The sequence below is a fragment of the Streptomyces sp. DF42 genome (genome assembly GCF_058267695.1).
In genome coordinates this window covers 9,827,415-9,841,687 of sequence record NZ_CM177859.1, presented here as the reverse complement: position 1 = coordinate 9,841,687, position 14,273 = coordinate 9,827,415, and the positions used below count along the sequence as shown (strand labels likewise).

14 protein-coding genes and 2 pseudogenes are annotated in these 14,273 nt (G+C 69.5%); 9 read left to right on the top strand and 7 right to left on the bottom strand.

Going from position 1 to position 14,273, the window contains the following annotated elements:
• Positions 1-13 precede the first annotated feature (13 nt).
• Positions 14-798 (top strand): annotated as a pseudogene (locus tag ACYUED_RS45290) (transposase).
• Here the strand turns inward: ACYUED_RS45290 and ACYUED_RS45285 are convergent.
• Positions 690-1,073 carry a hypothetical protein gene (locus ACYUED_RS45285; RefSeq protein ID WP_491294852.1) on the bottom strand — a complete coding sequence of 128 codons (384 nt, stop codon included), beginning with the start codon at positions 1,071-1,073 and terminating at the stop codon, positions 690-692. The pseudogene ACYUED_RS45290 and the gene ACYUED_RS45285 overlap by 109 nt on opposite strands.
• Positions 1,074-1,150: 77 nt before the next feature.
• Between ACYUED_RS45285 and ACYUED_RS45280 the strand changes: the two genes are divergently transcribed.
• Positions 1,151-1,327, top strand: coding sequence for a hypothetical protein (locus ACYUED_RS45280; RefSeq protein ID WP_491290202.1), 177 nt, complete (start codon positions 1,151-1,153; stop codon positions 1,325-1,327).
• Positions 1,328-1,378: 51 nt separating this feature from the next.
• On the opposite strand, the gene ACYUED_RS45275 is transcribed toward ACYUED_RS45280, so the two are convergent.
• On the bottom strand, positions 1,379-1,723 hold the full coding sequence (locus ACYUED_RS45275) for a helix-turn-helix domain-containing protein (RefSeq protein WP_491290201.1): 345 nt from the start codon (positions 1,721-1,723) through the stop codon (positions 1,379-1,381).
• 321 nt (positions 1,724-2,044) lie between these two features.
• On the opposite strand from ACYUED_RS45275, the gene ACYUED_RS45270 reads away from it, so the two are divergent.
• From ACYUED_RS45270 to ACYUED_RS45255, 4 genes are all read left to right on the top strand, one after another.
• Positions 2,045-2,191: a hypothetical protein gene (locus ACYUED_RS45270; RefSeq protein ID WP_393746142.1), complete on the top strand. Its 147-nt coding sequence runs from the start codon at positions 2,045-2,047 to the stop codon at positions 2,189-2,191.
• An 8-nt stretch (positions 2,192-2,199) separates the two neighbouring features.
• Positions 2,200-3,201: a peptidoglycan-binding protein gene (locus tag ACYUED_RS45265; protein WP_491290200.1), complete on the top strand. Its 1,002-nt coding sequence runs from the start codon at positions 2,200-2,202 to the stop codon at positions 3,199-3,201.
• A 101-nt stretch (positions 3,202-3,302) separates the two neighbouring features.
• Entirely contained in the window at positions 3,303-3,752 is a 450-nt protein-coding gene (locus ACYUED_RS45260) for a hypothetical protein (RefSeq protein WP_491290199.1), read from the top strand.
• A 294-nt stretch (positions 3,753-4,046) separates the two neighbouring features.
• Entirely contained in the window at positions 4,047-4,586 is a 540-nt protein-coding gene (locus ACYUED_RS45255; RefSeq protein WP_491290198.1) for a SigE family RNA polymerase sigma factor, read from the top strand.
• Between the two features lie 415 nt (positions 4,587-5,001).
• Here ACYUED_RS45255 and ACYUED_RS45250 read toward each other — a convergent pair whose 3' ends face one another.
• Genes ACYUED_RS45250 through ACYUED_RS45240 form a run of 3 tightly spaced genes read right to left on the bottom strand, consistent with a single transcriptional unit; the run spans position 5,002 to position 9,163 of the window.
• Positions 5,002-5,856: a hypothetical protein gene (locus tag ACYUED_RS45250; protein WP_491290197.1), complete on the bottom strand. Its 855-nt coding sequence runs from the start codon at positions 5,854-5,856 to the stop codon at positions 5,002-5,004.
• 14 nt (positions 5,857-5,870) lie between these two features.
• Positions 5,871-6,302 carry a hypothetical protein gene (locus ACYUED_RS45245; RefSeq protein WP_491290196.1) on the bottom strand — a complete coding sequence of 144 codons (432 nt, stop codon included), beginning with the start codon at positions 6,300-6,302 and terminating at the stop codon, positions 5,871-5,873.
• 29 nt (positions 6,303-6,331) lie between these two features.
• Positions 6,332-9,163, bottom strand: a complete 2,832-nt coding sequence (locus tag ACYUED_RS45240) for a CHAT domain-containing protein (protein ID WP_491290195.1) — start codon at positions 9,161-9,163, stop codon at positions 6,332-6,334.
• Between the two features lie 1,098 nt (positions 9,164-10,261).
• Here ACYUED_RS45240 and ACYUED_RS45235 point away from each other — a divergent pair.
• Positions 10,262-11,023, top strand: a pseudogene (locus ACYUED_RS45235) (helix-turn-helix domain-containing protein); the annotation flags it as partial.
• 186 nt (positions 11,024-11,209) lie between these two features.
• Entirely contained in the window at positions 11,210-11,878 is a 669-nt protein-coding gene (locus ACYUED_RS45230; RefSeq protein ID WP_491294742.1) for a WD40 repeat domain-containing protein, read from the top strand.
• A 575-nt stretch (positions 11,879-12,453) separates the two neighbouring features.
• Here ACYUED_RS45230 and ACYUED_RS45225 read toward each other — a convergent pair.
• Both ACYUED_RS45225 and ACYUED_RS45220 read right to left on the bottom strand, forming a co-directional pair.
• Positions 12,454-12,600: a hypothetical protein gene (locus ACYUED_RS45225; RefSeq protein WP_491290194.1), complete on the bottom strand. Its 147-nt coding sequence runs from the start codon at positions 12,598-12,600 to the stop codon at positions 12,454-12,456.
• Positions 12,601-12,790: 190 nt separating this feature from the next.
• Positions 12,791-13,498, bottom strand: a complete 708-nt coding sequence (locus tag ACYUED_RS45220) for a DUF4232 domain-containing protein (protein WP_491290193.1) — start codon at positions 13,496-13,498, stop codon at positions 12,791-12,793.
• A 228-nt stretch (positions 13,499-13,726) separates the two neighbouring features.
• On the opposite strand from ACYUED_RS45220, the gene ACYUED_RS45215 reads away from it, so the two are divergent.
• A complete protein-coding gene (locus ACYUED_RS45215; RefSeq protein WP_491290192.1) occupies positions 13,727-14,080 on the top strand; it encodes a hypothetical protein in 354 nt (117 codons plus the stop codon).
• Positions 14,081-14,273: the final 193 nt, after the last annotated feature.

Here is a 14,273-nt window from a genome sequence, read left to right as displayed (position 1 = left end):
TGGCCTGGGCACCGTGAGCGAGCGCAAGTCCTACGAGACCGACGTGAGCGACGAGCAGCGGGCGCTGGTCGAGCCTGAGATCGCCGCGTGGAAGGCCGCACATCCCTCGGTCAGCGGCCATCAGGGTCGGACCGGTTGCCAGTGGGATCTGCTCCCACATGACTTTCCGCCGCCCGGCGCGGTGAAGTACTACTTTTACACCTGGCGTGACGACGGCATCGATCAGACCATTCACGACCTGCTGCGCTGGCACGTGCGGGAAATGGCGCGTCGGAAGGCGGACCCGAGCCTGGTGGCGCTCGACACCCAGAGCGTGCACGCGGCGGCCGGGGTGCCCGCTGAGTCGACGGGGCGTGATGCGGCAAAAGATGAACGGGGCCGCAAGCGGGGCCTGGCCGTTGACATTCTGGGGTTGGTGATCGCGGTGGTGGTGGCGGCCGCGTCGGCGCACGAGAATGCCGTCGGGATCGCGCTGCTGGACAAGGTCGCCCCGCGAGACCGACGCCGTGGAGAAGGCCATGGTCGATCAGGGCTTCAAGGACGCCGTCGTCGCGCACGGGGAGACGTGGGCATCGAGGTGGAGGTCGTGGAGCGCAACCCCGCGCAGGCCGGGTTCGTTCCCCAGGCCAAGCGGTGGTCGTGGAACGCGCCTACGGGATCTTGATATTGCACCGCAGGCAGGTGCGCGACTACGAGCATCTGCCCAGCAGTTCGGAGTCGCGGGTGTACTGGGCGATGACCGCGGTGATACTGCGCCGGCTGACCGCGGTGACCATGCCCGCCTGGCGCACCGCATGACCGGCGGTGAGCTGACGCTCGGCGCGGTGCTGGCACGGCTGAAGGAGCGGGAACGCGAGATCACCGCGCAGGCCGAGACGACGCGGGAACAGATCACGCAGCTGACCGCCCAGCTCGACGAACTCGGCGGGGCCACCGAAGAAGTCCGGATCACCCGCAAGACACTGCTGGCGCTGCCCGACCCCGGGCTGGCGCGCGGCGGTCGCCGGATACCGCAAGAGCGGCGATGTCGCCGCCCACGCGCAACCGCCGCCGCACGCCGCCATGGTCAGCATGCCGGCGACCGCGGCGGCAGCGGCCGCTCGCGCCGCCGGCCCCGAAACTGCCGGACCATCCGGCCTACCAGCAGATCATGGCGGTGTTCACCGCGGCCGACCATCCGCTGCGTGCGCGGCAGGTGTGCCAGGCGATGGACGTGGCAGTCGCGCCCAACGACATCAACAACGTCCGCCTCAAGCTCAAGCGGTTGGCCGGCCGCGGGATCCTGGCCGAGACCGAGCCAGGCTTGTTCACCCAGCCTCGGCCGTAGTCGACCGACATCGCCACGATCTGCCCGCCTGTCCCGCACGAAAACGAAGAATCAGGCATCAGGCCTCATACCACCCTCCGAGTATTGGTCGTCTGCCGGCGCTGCATGCCGTCCCTGAGCGCACGGGCCGTCGAGGACGACCACTGCGTCGTCTGCCTCCAACCCGATCCCGTCGAGGCAGATACAGGCCTGCACGTAGGCGAGAACGACGGGCAGGGTCGGCAGCCGCTCACCACCAGCAGCCTGCGACAGGGTGCTCGTCCCCTGACCCGCGCGCTGCGCCATCACCCGGGAGATCGGACTCCCGGCCTCCGCACGGAGTTTGCGTAACTCGGCCGCGAACCGCGCCACCGGCCCGGTGCTGGTATCGAGCGGGCTTTCAGGACGTCCCGCCATCGACAGCTCACTCCTCTGGCCGCCCGCTTCCCCCGTGGACGCGGCGCGAGGCCGGACAAGGTGCGCAACCTCCCGGCATGGGGCAACCCGAAGGCGCCTCCTTTGGCCACCGCGGCAATGCCGTGCCCGTGGCCTGCAGCGCGGCCATTGTTCAGGGCGGCAAAACCGGCTGCCCATTCAATTCCCGACCCGCTGAACTCGGTGATGCACGGCGGTCGCCCAGGCCCAGCGTCAGTTGTCGGACGGCTCAACGGACCTCCGGCACACACACGTGGCCAGGCGGCCCACCACCCGAATGAAGCAGTGAAGGAGCCAGCGTTCATGAGCGAGAACGAGCAGACGCCGCCTTACCCGCAGGGCGGCGCGGGGGTCTTCGACATCGACCCCGACCAGACCGGCGTCAGCCAGGACCCCGCCCACGAGGTCACCTCCGACCTCGACGCACTCCCCGACGACATGGAGCTCTGACACCTGCCATGGGAACCGCAAAGGAAATGATCGCCGCCGCCCGCAAGCTGCTGGGCACCACCGAGCACCCGCCCGGCTCGAACCACAACCTCATCACCTCGTGGTACGGCTTCTCCGGCCCGTGGTGCGACATGTCCATCAGCTACGAGGCCGCCCACTCCGGCAACCTCAAGGCCGTGATGGGCAAGTTCGCCCTCACCACCGCCCACGCCCGCGCCTTCCAGAATCATGGCCGCTGGCACTACGGCCTGGGCGGTATCCGTCCCGGCGACGTCGTCTTCTTCGACTTCTCCGGCGGCCGGTCCATCAGCGGCATCGACCACGTCGGCCTGGTGGAGGCCGTCCACTCCAACGGCACCATCACCACCCTGGAGGGCAACACCTCCGACGCCTTCCGCCGCCGGGTCCGTGGCCGCGCCTGCGTGGTCGGCTACGGCCGCCCCGTCTACGACGGCGCGGCCCCCATGCCGAGCCACGACGGCATCCTGCGCAAGGGTTCCACCGGCAAGGCCGTCCAGACCCTGCAGAAGAACCTGAACACCGTGCAGAAGGCCGGCCTCACCGTCGACGGCCAGTTCGGCGCCGCCACCGACAAGGCGCTCCGCACCTTCCAGTCGAAGCACAAGCTGCCCGTGGACGGCGAGTACGGACCGCACACCGCCGCGGTGATGAAGGCCGCCCTCGCCGGCCGCACCGGCGTCATCAAGCCCAAGGCTCTCGTTGCCGCCCCCGCACCGCTCGCCGTGGACGGCCAGTTCGAGCCCGCCACCTGCGCCGCCCTGCAGCGCACCCTCAACAGCAAGACGGGGGCCGGGCTGGACGTCGACGGCGCCTTCGGTCCGCTGACCGTCAAGGCCCTGCAGACCTACCTGCAGGTCACCGCCGACGGTGTCACCGGACCCGACACCGTCACTGCCCTCAACAAGCACCTCGGCCTCACGCCCCAGGACACCTGGGACACCAGCACCACCACCCAACTCCAGAAGGCCCTCAACGCCGGCAGCTTCTGAACCTGCCGGGCGATCCGACGGTGAAGCCGTCATCGATATCCACAGACCCGAGCCACCTTCACGGCCTGCCGCAACAGGCCCAAGACGAGAGGAGAACGCTCATGCGCCTCATCCCCAAGACAGCTCTTGCTGCGATGGCGTTACTGGTCAGCGGACTGCTGTCAGGCACCGCCACCGCCCGTGCCCAGCCGGCCGACGTTTCCATCCAGTCGGCCTGGACCGCCCAGCACACGAGGGGGGATGTCGGCGGAGCCCACGCATCCGGGAGCATCTACAAGCGCGGGGACGGCCGCGTGCAGCTGACCGGCAAGCTGTGGGACACCAAGTCCGACCACAAGCTGGCCGTCCTGCAGATCTGGGCCACATACGCCGACGGAGGCCACCGCTACGAGCGCGATGTGACCGGTAGCTCCAAGCAACTCGGCTCCGACGGCTACAACTTCGCCCCATCGGTCCGCGACATCCAGGTCCAGGAATGCCTGGGCCACAAGACCGGGTCGGGCCGCCTGGTCTTCGACAAGTGCGCGCCCGGGTGGGCCACCATCTGGTAATCGCCCACCGCACCCCCGAGGTGCCCCATGGCAGGCATGGGGCACCTCGGGTACCACCGCAGCGTGCCGCGCTGCTTGGGGGTAACTGCCGCAGCGCCCCGGCCATCGGCCCACCGTGACCAAAGACGACCGCTGTTCGCGCCTGAGCGACGGCGAGCGACAGTCGGCGCCAGGCGGGCGCGCGCGCCTCGGCCCGCCCGGTGTCATCCCACCCCGGCCCCGCTGCACGTCCCGGATGCTCATGCCCACAGAACAGGAGCCAGATCATGAACGCTCGTCAGCCCCGTTGGCGAGGTGCTGGAATTCGAAGAGTACGTCCGCGTGCGGCACGACGCGTTGCTACGCAGCGCCCGGCGCCTGGTCTCCGACCCGCTCAAGGCCCAGGATCTGCTGCAGACCGCGTTAATGCGCACCTACCCCCAGTGGGAGCGCCTGGCCGACAAGCAGCTTGCAGACGCCTATCTGCGCCGCGTCATGATCAACACGCGCACGGAGTGGTGGCGGGCCCAGAAGCTGCAGGAGCTCCCCATCGAGCAGTTTCCGGACGCACCCGTCGGGGACTGCGCCGAACAGCACGCCCACCGCGCGCTGTTGATGGACATCATGCGAGTGCTGCCGCTCCAACAACGCAGCGTCGTGGTGCTGCGGCAATGGGAGCAGATGACCACACAGGAGACGGCCGCCGCCCTCGGCATGGCGCCTGGAACGGTCAAGAGCACTCTGCACCGTGCGCTCGCCCGGCTCCGTCAGGAGTTGCAGCGCCGCGACCCCGACTCCGCTTCGGCGTCGGCCGCCGGCCGTGGATGCCCACCGGCCGGCCGCCGGGCACGCTGATGCAGGGGCCGCACCGCAGCGCCAACGGATGTGCGGCGGCTGGGGTGTTCAGCCGCCGTTGTTGGCACCATGGCCCCTTCCACTACGACCTTGTCGTCGACGGGGACGGAGTGCGGACCGAGCACGGCACGCGTACGGCTCACGTGCCGTGGACGGACATCGAGTGCATGGGGGTACTACGCAGGGCGCCGGGGACGGTATCGAGCGCCAACGTGCTCATCGTGCGGCTCAAGGCCGACGCTCCGCGGCCGCCAGGGTTCCACAAGAGGCTCAACCAACGTCTCCCGGACCGCCACTACGTCATCGCGGGAATGCTGGGTACCTACGGCGCCGACCCATGCGCTGGCGCCGCAGCCTGATCTTCGAACTGCAAGTCGAGCCTGCGCCGGCACGGCCGTAGAGGAATGGGCGATCATCAAGCGTTGGAATGAGGGATGAGCGACCCTTTGTCCAGCACGTTCTCGACGGCCTGTCCGTCGGCTCTGGTGAACCGGCCATGTGCTGGCTGGATGCCCAGGGCGGCAGCCAGGTCCATCAGCTTTATGTCGGTCAGCGCTTCTACCAGAACGCTCAGCTCGGCGGCGGCGCGACGCGCGGCGGCCCATGCCGAGAGGTAGAGGGCCACTCCCGCCACGGCTGCTGGCCACCAGAGCACCAGGCCGAGCACCAGGTAGCCCAGCGCCCAGGCTGCGCGTACGGCCGCTGCCGTGTACCTGCTCCAGGCGAGGCTGACCGGTGTGCGTTCGTCGTTGTCGCACAGGTGCCACAGCCGCGGCCACAGCCGTACCAGCGCCACGCCGTACTGCGCCTCCACTCGTCGTTCGGCGAGGAGCAGATGGTCCCCGATGCGGGTGGCGCGCTCCGGCAGGTAGCGGTCCGGCACGAAGTGGTCCGGGCCGGCCTGGCCTTGGACCCGGCGGATGCGGCGCCGGCGGAACGGGGCGAGGAGCGCCTGGCTTGGTGCGCCGCGGCCTGTCCACATGTGAGCGATCGGCTGGCTCAGTTCGGTGGCTGCGGCAGCCGAGGCGGCGGCGAGGAGGGTCACCAGCACCGTCGCCGCCATCCGGTGCGGGGTGGTGGCCAGCCAGTGGGCCGAGGCTCGGTGGAGCCGGTTGCCGAGCACGGTCGGGTCCAGGGCGTCGGCCGCGCCCTCTGGGTGCCAGATCCAGGACAGCACCGCCGTCAGGGAGAAGATCACGCCTGGCACTACCAGCAGCGCGGCCCATCGTTCGGCCGACTTGGCGCTCAGGCCGCTGAGGACAGATTCCACGAGTACCCCACCGCCTACGGGTCGAGTCGGTGTGTGGTGGGGTGCAGCGGCTGGTCGTCCAGGTTGCACCAGGGCTCGGTGGCGTCCAGCGCGCGGCCGCGGGGCGGGCAGACGGCGCGCGGGCAGCGGAAGCGCTGCACGATCGGGGCCTGGTCCCACAGTCCCTGGAGGGGGACTTCGCCTGTACCGCGCACGGTGCCCTGTCCGGTGAGCAGGAGCGCATCCAGTGCCTCGGTGGCGGGCCCGCCCTCGCGGATCGCTGTCACCTGCGCTTCCAGTTCCGGCCGCCAGCCGTGCCGGTCGGCCTCGGCGCGCAGCAGCGGCAGGTGCGTGCAGAGCCACGCATGGGCCAGCACGGGGTCCTCCGGCGGCATCCCCGGGCCGGGAGACGGCATCGGTGCAGCGGCGGACGGTTGGCGGTTACGGCGGCGGAAGAGCCAGGGCATGCCCCAACTCTGCCTTATCCGTGCGGCGTTCAGGGGCCCATATGCGCGAAGGCGGCCCACCGTGCTGGATCTCCGGGGGCTTCCGCGCGCAGTCGGCGCACCGCCCGGTGCAGCGCTACGGCGGGACCGCACCGCTCGGCCAGCAGGATGCGGTAGAAGTCGTCCGCCAGGCTCGCCGCATCGGCACCGACGACGTCCCACAGCGTTCCGATCACGTGTGTGAAGCCGGTGAGGTGGAACGCAGCGGCGGGGTGCAGCACCTCGTCCGCCGTCCGGGCGTCCGGCAGCGCGGTGACACAGGCTGACAGGAACGCCAGCCGATTCCCCTGTAGGTCCATGTTGGCGAGCTCATCGAGTCCGAGCCGACCGTCGTGCAGGGCGAGGCCGCTCTGGTCGCCATGGCAGGCGATGTGCACCCAGGCGTGACCGGGCAGTGCAGCGCGTGTCGCCGCGACGGTCGCGGCCGGCCCGGCCAGCCGCGTGGCCGCCGGGAACCGGGCGGCGACGGCGCCGGCTTCATATTCGGCGTCCTCCAGTACCGGCAGCCCCGGCGCATCGCGCAGCGAGGCGACCAGCATGGTCGCGGGCGGGGTCGGAGACGCGGCGTGCGGCCCAGCTCGCCGGGCGTCTCGTAACGCCCACAGGCTCGGCGTGTAGGAGGAGACGACGTGGTCGATCAGCGCGGGGCCGCCCTGCCGGTCGTGATGGCCCGCCAGGTGCAGGGGCACGGCCGACAGCGGACCGGTCGGGCACCACCAGATCCGTCGTTCCGGGCCGAGGTACGGCTCGACTGCGGCCAGTACGGGCGCCGCGAGCGTGTCCCACAACTCCCGGGCGATGGCGCGAGCGTTCATGCGCCGAGCACCGGGGCTGCGCAGGCCGGCGGCCCAGTCGGCCACCCGGGCGGCGGTCACGCCGGGCAATTCGATCGAAACGGGATCCCCGCTGGTGAGAACCATAACGGCGCCGCCGCGTGCGGCGGCGACGTTGACGACCACGACGGGTCCGCCGTCGGCGGCCTCCCGGAGTTGGGTGAAGTCCACGCGACGGCCGGCATCGGTTCCACCCGTGAGTTCCTTCCACTCCGTGGCCAGCTTGGCGCGGGCGGCAGCCGCGTGGTGCCTGGCAAGGAGGTCGGTTCGCTGGGCGGCCGGGTAGTCCGGCTGCTCCAGGGCGGTTTTGAGCTCCGCCAGTCGCACTGCGGCGCCGGGCCGCGGCGCAGCGCGGCGCAGCGTGCGGGTGTGGGACCAGATGATCGTCCGGCCCAGTTCCAGGAATTCCACTGCGCGTTCCGGCTGACCGATCACCAGGGCGATGTCTGCCAGCTCGGTGGGGCTGGCGTTGGCATCATCGACCCGCGCCTGCCGGTCGCTGCGGCTGAGTCCGAGGGAGACAGACCGCGCCCGAAGCATCAGGGCGCGTTCGTAGAGGCGCAGCGCCCTCTCGGAGTCCCCGTCGGCGAGGACTAGTCCGGCTTCGACCGTCGCGGCGAACTGGTCGGTTCCCGTTGACGAGTCGGGCAGCGCGGCGATCCGGTCGAGCACATCCCTGACCGGAGCGCGGCGTTGCTCGCTCCACCAGTCGTCCCCATCGGTCAGGAGCTGCAGCAGCAGGGTGAGGGCGACCTCGCCGAACTCCTCGTCGTCGCCCAGTCCTTGCGCAATCTCTGCCGCCTCCGCTATATCGCCGCGGTGCCCGGTTCTTTGATGACGCAGGAGTAGGGCATACGCCAGCCACGGCGAGGGAGCAGCCGACCGCAACACCTTGATGCCGCGGTCCAGCGCGGCGGCGTCCCCGCCGAACTCGTACTGTTCGACCAGCAGTCGCCCAAGACTGTCGCCTACCGCTTCGACGGAGATGTGAGGAGCGGCCGCCTCGGCCAGCATGAGGGCCCGCGCCAGATCGGCCCCGCCGGGGTCCGGGTAGTTCCGGTGGCGCATGCCGAGGGTGGCAGCGAGGGTCGCCGCCACCCAGGGCCGCCGCCAGCGGCTGACGAACAGCGGCGGGCGGCGGTGGATCCCTTCCAGGATGCGGACCGCGGCGTCCAGATGCGGCCGCGCGCCGGAGTGCCTGAACTCGGTCACCAACGCGTCGGCGAAAAGGTAGCGCGCTATCAGCTCGGCGGGCGTCAGGGAAAGTCGGAAGGACCAGCCCGGCTCCTCCAGGTTCGGTACCAGAGCCAATGTGCGCCGCACGCTCTCATCGAGCTCACGGTCAGATGCGCCGGCATCGATACGTATCAGCAGGCTGAGCAGGATCTGCTCCCGGTACGGGCGTTGGAGCATCTCCTCGCCGAGCCGGATGACCTCGTCCGCCAACCCCGCTCGATCCCCAGCCGCGTTCAACCGTGACAGCCGGCGGGTGTAGCGCAGGACGCGCACATAGTGGTCAGTCTGCCAGGGGCCGATCGTCGCGAAGAGGATCGAGGACATCCCGATCAGCGAGCCGGCGAACCAGGCGAATGGCTGATCGGCCAGCACCCAGTGCGAAAGATGGCTGCCGGCCGGTACGCCACGCACCCGGTCGGCGAGAAGGAGCATGAGGAGCGTGACGCCCGGGGGCGCGGAAGCCCAAGCCAGCACAACCAGCGACATGACCATTGGGCGTTCCCGCCATGCGGCGAACCCGAGACGAATCTCCGTCTCTCGCCGGAGGAGGACGCCGACGATGACCAGCGCCATCGTGGCGGCGACGAACGGATAGAGCAGCGCCGCGCGCGACCCGATTCTTATGGCCTTGTCCACGCCTGTGTCCGGGTCGCGATACAGCACGAAACGCAGCATGGTCCGCTGCCCCAGCCACCACCCCCAAGCCGTCAGCCCTGCGCCCAACACCACGACACACCTGCGCGCCCACCTCATGTCGGCAGTATGGCTTCCCCAAATCCATGATCGCCTGGTGTTCGACCTGGCATCCGGTGACCCGGCGGTGTTGACCGACGTTTGCCCTGTTGTGGAAGCCCCCGGTGATGCGGGCCATGGGGTGCTGCTCCTTGTCGCAGACGAGAGAGCGCCGCGCCCGGCTGGCAAGGCTGGGCGCGGCCGCTCCAGGTTGAGGAGGAGTATTAGAGGGCGCCGGTGAGCACGAAACGAGCCGCCGGCTTCCCGTGCTGCTCGGCGGCGTCGGGTCCGCGGCTGTGCTGGCAGCGGGGGGCGACGTCCGCACGCCCGGGGCCGTTGTTGAACCGGCCCCGGACATCGCCCCATTGTCACAATCCGGTGGTGCCCCGCGTGATCGGGACGCTCTTGGTGGACCGGCGGCGGGAGAGAGCGACCCTTATGCCGGCGGCTCCGAGTATTCCTGCACATACGCCCGGTCGAGGTCGTCCCACCGATGGTTGCAGTACTTCTTGGAGGTACTGTATCCGCCGACCCAGGGACCGTACTTCTTGTACTGGACGTTGGCCGGTGTGAGGCACACGAGAACAATGCGGTGAGTCTCTGAGCCCGCGGAGGGCTGCACTTGGAGTATGCCCCGTTGCTGCTGACGTAGTGCGCTTTGCAGATCGTGTGGAGCTGTGGAGTGTTCTGCGCCGCGTGGGCGGTGCCGGTCACGCCTCCGAGGCTCACGCCTGCTGTCGTTGACTGCTGTGCGGCAGTGATGCCTGCCTGAGCGGCTCCTGCACCGGTGAAGGCGATGCCGCCGGCGAGTGCGGCTCTGGCTGCTGCCAATGTGACGCGCTTGCGCATGTTCACAATCCGATCCCTTTCTGGGCTTCGGGCCGGACGCGCCTGGAATAGCTGTCCGTGCCGTGTGAACTCGACATTTCCGGATGGGGCATTGAATGACAGCCCAGCTTTGCCACCCTGATCAATGGCAGCCCAGCAGGTCACGGAGGCAGCTCGGTGCTCTGACCGAAGAGTGCGGCTCTGGTTTGCCCTCCTGCCACGGGCGCGCGTACCTTCTGCGGCCACAACGCCGCGTCCACGGGGGAAGCGGAAGCGGGAGGGGAGCCGTTGATGGCGGGGCGTCGGGAAAGCGCACTGGATCCGGGTGCGGGGCCGGTGGCGCGGCTTGCTGCCGAGTTGCGCAAGCTGCGGTCGGAGGCGGGCAGCCCGACGTACCGGGTGATGGCACAGCGCACCGGTCAGGGGGCGAGCACGCTGTCGCAGGCGGCGGCGGGAGAGCGGCTGCCGACCCTGCCCGTCGTGCTGGCCTACGTGAGAGCGTGCGGCGGTGATCCGGAGGAGTGGGAGGAGCGTTGGCGTCAGGCGGCCGCTGAAGCAGCGGCGGAACCTCGGGCCAAGGATGAGGATGCCGAGCCTCCGTACCGGGGTCTGGCCCGCTTCGAACCCGGCGACGCCGTGCTGTTCTTCGGCCGTGATGAGCTCACTGACCGCCTGGTCGAGCTGACCCGCTCCCGCCGGTTCACCGCGGTGTTCGGTCCGTCGGGCTGTGGCAAGTCCTCTTTGTTGCGGGCCGGTCTCATCCCCCGCCTGCGCGACCCCGACACGACAGAGTCCAGACCAACTGCCCTTCGTGTCTTCACGCCTGGCGAGCATCCCCTGGGCGCTCACGCTCAGCGCCTGGTACCGGCCGAGGGGGATGGAGACACGTGGCTGATCGTGGACCAGTTCGAGGAGCTCTACACCCTCTGCCAGGCCCCGGACGAGCGCGACCAGTTCATTGACCGCCTCCTGGCCGCTACCGATCCGGAGAGCCGTCTGCGTGTGGTCATCTCCGTACGCGCTGACTTCCTCGGCCGCTGCGCCGAACACCCGGTGGCCTTCTCTGCCGACAACCGCACGTTTGCCTCCACCGCGTCGAACCAGGCGGAGGACGCCGCGCCAACAGTCACCATCGTGGACCGCCGCCATCCGGACAGAGGCACGAGACTGCGGTTGCCTTCTGAGGATGCGGGCGCCAGCGTAGACGCTTTGGCCCTGAGCCACGACGGCCGACGCCTGATGATCTCGCTTCTCGGGGATACGGAGATATGGGATGTAGTCCGGCACACCAGAATCGGCCGGCTGAACGGTGTCGGAGGCGATTCCCTTGCCCTGCGAGACGACGACCGCCTTCTCATGACAAACAAGGGGGAATTGGCCGACCTGCACTCTCACAAGATATGGCACACCCCACTTGCTCAGTATGAGCCCACCGATGTGGCTTTGAGTCACGACGGCAGCTACCTCGCGGCAGCGGGCGACGGCTCCGGATGGGTGGGCCTGTGGGACGGCCGCGCCCGGCGACGGCTGGGCGAACTCCCCGTAGACTCCGCTGACACGCCGTTGACAGATGAGGCTGGGACAGGCGGCTACACAGCCATGGCCATCTCTCATGACGGCGCAACCTTGGCCATCGGCAGAGAAGACGGATCGATATACCTGTGGGACGTGGCCTCCCGGCGGCGGCTTGGAGTAGGACTCTCCGATCCGGGCGGCACGGTTCTGACACTGGCCTTCAGCGGCGACGACCACAGTCTGTACGCCTCGGCACCGCACATGCCGGCGCTTCGATACGAGCTCGACTCCGGCCGGATTGCCACCGAAGTGTGCCGGAGAGCAGGCGAGGGGCTGTCACCCGCCGATTGGCGGACATACGTGCGCCATATTCCCTATCGCACTTCCTGCTGAACTGACACAATCCGGGCATCTAGCGGTAGTTCGTCAAACCCGGCGGTAGCGATCAAGGGGTCCGCGGGCGGTAACCGCGTCGAGGAAGGCTCGGAGTTCGAGGGGAGTCCTTGTCGGTTCATGCCCGCTACCAGCTGCACAGGGGGGCGTGGAGGAGCGGCGTGCAGAAACGAACAAGAAGGGGCGGCGCGTCTCCTTCGAAGTCGTGCCGGGCGAGAAGGGATCGCAGGACGAGAAGGTCCAGATCTTGGACCAGGAATGCCTCTGCGTAGCCGTCCGGCCCCGATCCGCCGGGGCCGGACGGCTGGGGTCAGGTGACGGGCCGAAGCAGGATGACGTTGTCAGGGACCCGCCGCGGGGGCGGTGGCGCACCCTCCCTTTGGGTGAGGACAGCGGCAGCGAGAGGCCGGGCACAGCGGTGCGGCATGCCGCGCGGGGTCGTCTCCCCGGCCCACTCCGCAGGTGTAGCCGAGTGGCACGAGCTCCCCGCATACCTTCCAGGCGTTGGTGCAGCCCTGGTTCCAGCGGTCGTCCAGATAGGGCTTGAACCCATCCAGGACCGAGAGGTCGCCCTGCTACTGGCCGTGGAAATTGCCTTCCGGGGCGGCAGCGTCAGCGAGGTGCTTGACGGTGCGGTTGGTCATGCCGAACTGGCGTTGGATCGCGCGCCGGCTGTGGCCGACGGCCAGCAGCGCGTGAGCGGCGGCGTGATTGGCTCGCACGGCGGGTGGAGGAGGAGGTACGCGGGTCGTCAATCGCCGACGAACAGTCAGTGCTGCATGGCCCACTCCCCCGCCCGCCAGCCGGGTTCGATGCCGTCCTGAAGCCAACGGCGATCTCGCCGAGTCGCTGGTGGGCGGGGAGCCTTGCGAGTTGCTGGAAGGCGGTGACGCGTCGCTGGCCGACGGGCCGTCAGAAGTCGTACGGCTTCTTGGTGCTCCAGTTCAGCACGTCGGCCTCGGTCCAGCTGAACTGCGGCTTCTGGCCCTTGGTGTCTACAGAGTAGAAGGGGCCGTCGTGACCGTCCGCGCCGCGCAGCGCGATGGCGAACGAGTTCGCCGTGTGGTTCTTCGAGCCGTAGTCGAAGAGGTTCACCGCGCTGTATGCCTTGCCTCCGGGCCGCAGCGTGATGTGCTTGTCGCCGCCCGGGTTGTCCTTCTTCGAGTGCGGCAGTGCGGCGCCGTCGACGTCCCCGCCGAGCTTCACAGCTGGGTACGAGGTGACCCAGCATGGCTTGGTGCCCTCGTTCGACGCGGTGACCAGCAGGTGGTCGCCCTGCTGACCGGCGAACCGATGCACCGCGGTGACCAGCATCTCGTCTCCGCGGCACTGCTGGGCGTCGGCCGTTGTGCCCTTGCCCGCGACCTCGTCCGTCCCGTCCGAGGCGGTCGCCGGGCGCGCCCCCTCCTTGGTGTCACCACCACTGCCGGCCTGCTCCGCGCTGCCCTTGCCGTCCCCGTTGGACGCGGACCGGCTCTGCGCGGGAACAACGGCGTGGTCGCCGCCCGCCGCCTTCGAGCCGTCGGCGCCGCCGCAGGCGGTCAGTCCCAGCGCCAGCGCGGCGGCGCCGGCGGCCAGGGCGGCGGAACGGGCGGTACGGCGGGCTCGGTGCGTGGTCATGATGAAAGCTCCCCCATGGTCTGTCAGGACGCGGCACCTCCCCCTGCTCTCGCAGAGCGACCGGCCGCATCGGCTGTTTCGCACCCCGTGAGATGACGCCAGAGCGGGCGCCGTTCACCCGGGTCTGTCCGGATTCGGTAACTTCGGTAACTTCGGTAACAAGGCAACTGGGCGTAGCCACACCGGTGTTCACGCCGTGCCCCGTCAGCGGTGCAGCGCCTCCGGGCGGTGGATGATCAGGGTGCCGGGGGCGATGAACCGGGTGGCGCGCTCGTCGGGCCTGCGGCGTCGACGGCGAGCGGGCCGGCCGCTGCGCAGGACGCCGGGAGTGCGTTCCAGGCCGCCGCGGTGCGGCAGATGGACGGCCTGGTAGACGGTCTCGTGCGCGAGGTGCCGCTCGGGCTCGTCCCGGAAAGCGGTGCGCAGGGCCTGGCAGATCTGCTCGTGGCTCCACCGCCGGTCCAGACGCTGCTGGATGAACTCCTTCAGTTCCGGGTCACGCCGTATCTTGCCCTCCTTCGAGCCGACGCGGCGTACCGCCGCCCGGCGCTGGGCCTGGAAGGGGTCGGGCGCGGTCCGTGATGGCTGTCAACGCGTAACCCGAAGTGCTGGCCCCCGCCCGTGCGCCCTCCGCATCCCCCACCGTTCAGTTCCTTGAGGCCGACCTGTTCGAGTGGCAGCCACCACGACGCAACGACACCGTGTTCGTCGCCTTCTCTCCCACGTCCCGCCGGCGCGGCTGCCCGACTTCTGGAACACCGTCGCCACCGCGCTC

Bases quoted from the DNA above. Each gene is read 5' to 3' on its own strand.
- ACYUED_RS45265 (WP_491290200.1), top strand. From the start codon at position 2,200: ATGGGAACCGCAAAGGAAATGATCGCCGCCGCCCGCAAGCTGCTGGGC.
- ACYUED_RS45260 (WP_491290199.1), top strand. From the start codon at position 3,303: ATGCGCCTCATCCCCAAGACAGCTCTTGCTGCGATGGCGTTACTGGTC.
- ACYUED_RS45230 (WP_491294742.1), top strand. From the start codon at position 11,210: ATGATCTCGCTTCTCGGGGATACGGAGATATGGGATGTAGTCCGGCAC.
- ACYUED_RS45275 (WP_491290201.1), bottom strand. From the start codon at position 1,723: ATGGCGGGACGTCCTGAAAGCCCGCTCGATACCAGCACCGGGCCGGTG.
- ACYUED_RS45220 (WP_491290193.1), bottom strand. From the start codon at position 13,498: ATGACCACGCACCGAGCCCGCCGTACCGCCCGTTCCGCCGCCCTGGCC.
- ACYUED_RS45285 (WP_491294852.1), bottom strand. From the start codon at position 1,073: ATGCTGACCATGGCGGCGTGCGGCGGCGGTTGCGCGTGGGCGGCGACA.
- ACYUED_RS45245 (WP_491290196.1), bottom strand. From the start codon at position 6,302: ATGCCCTGGCTCTTCCGCCGCCGTAACCGCCAACCGTCCGCCGCTGCA.
- ACYUED_RS45270 (WP_393746142.1), top strand. From the start codon at position 2,045: ATGAGCGAGAACGAGCAGACGCCGCCTTACCCGCAGGGCGGCGCGGGG.
- ACYUED_RS45240 (WP_491290195.1), bottom strand. From the start codon at position 9,163: ATGAGGTGGGCGCGCAGGTGTGTCGTGGTGTTGGGCGCAGGGCTGACG.
- ACYUED_RS45280 (WP_491290202.1), top strand. From the start codon at position 1,151: ATGGCGGTGTTCACCGCGGCCGACCATCCGCTGCGTGCGCGGCAGGTG.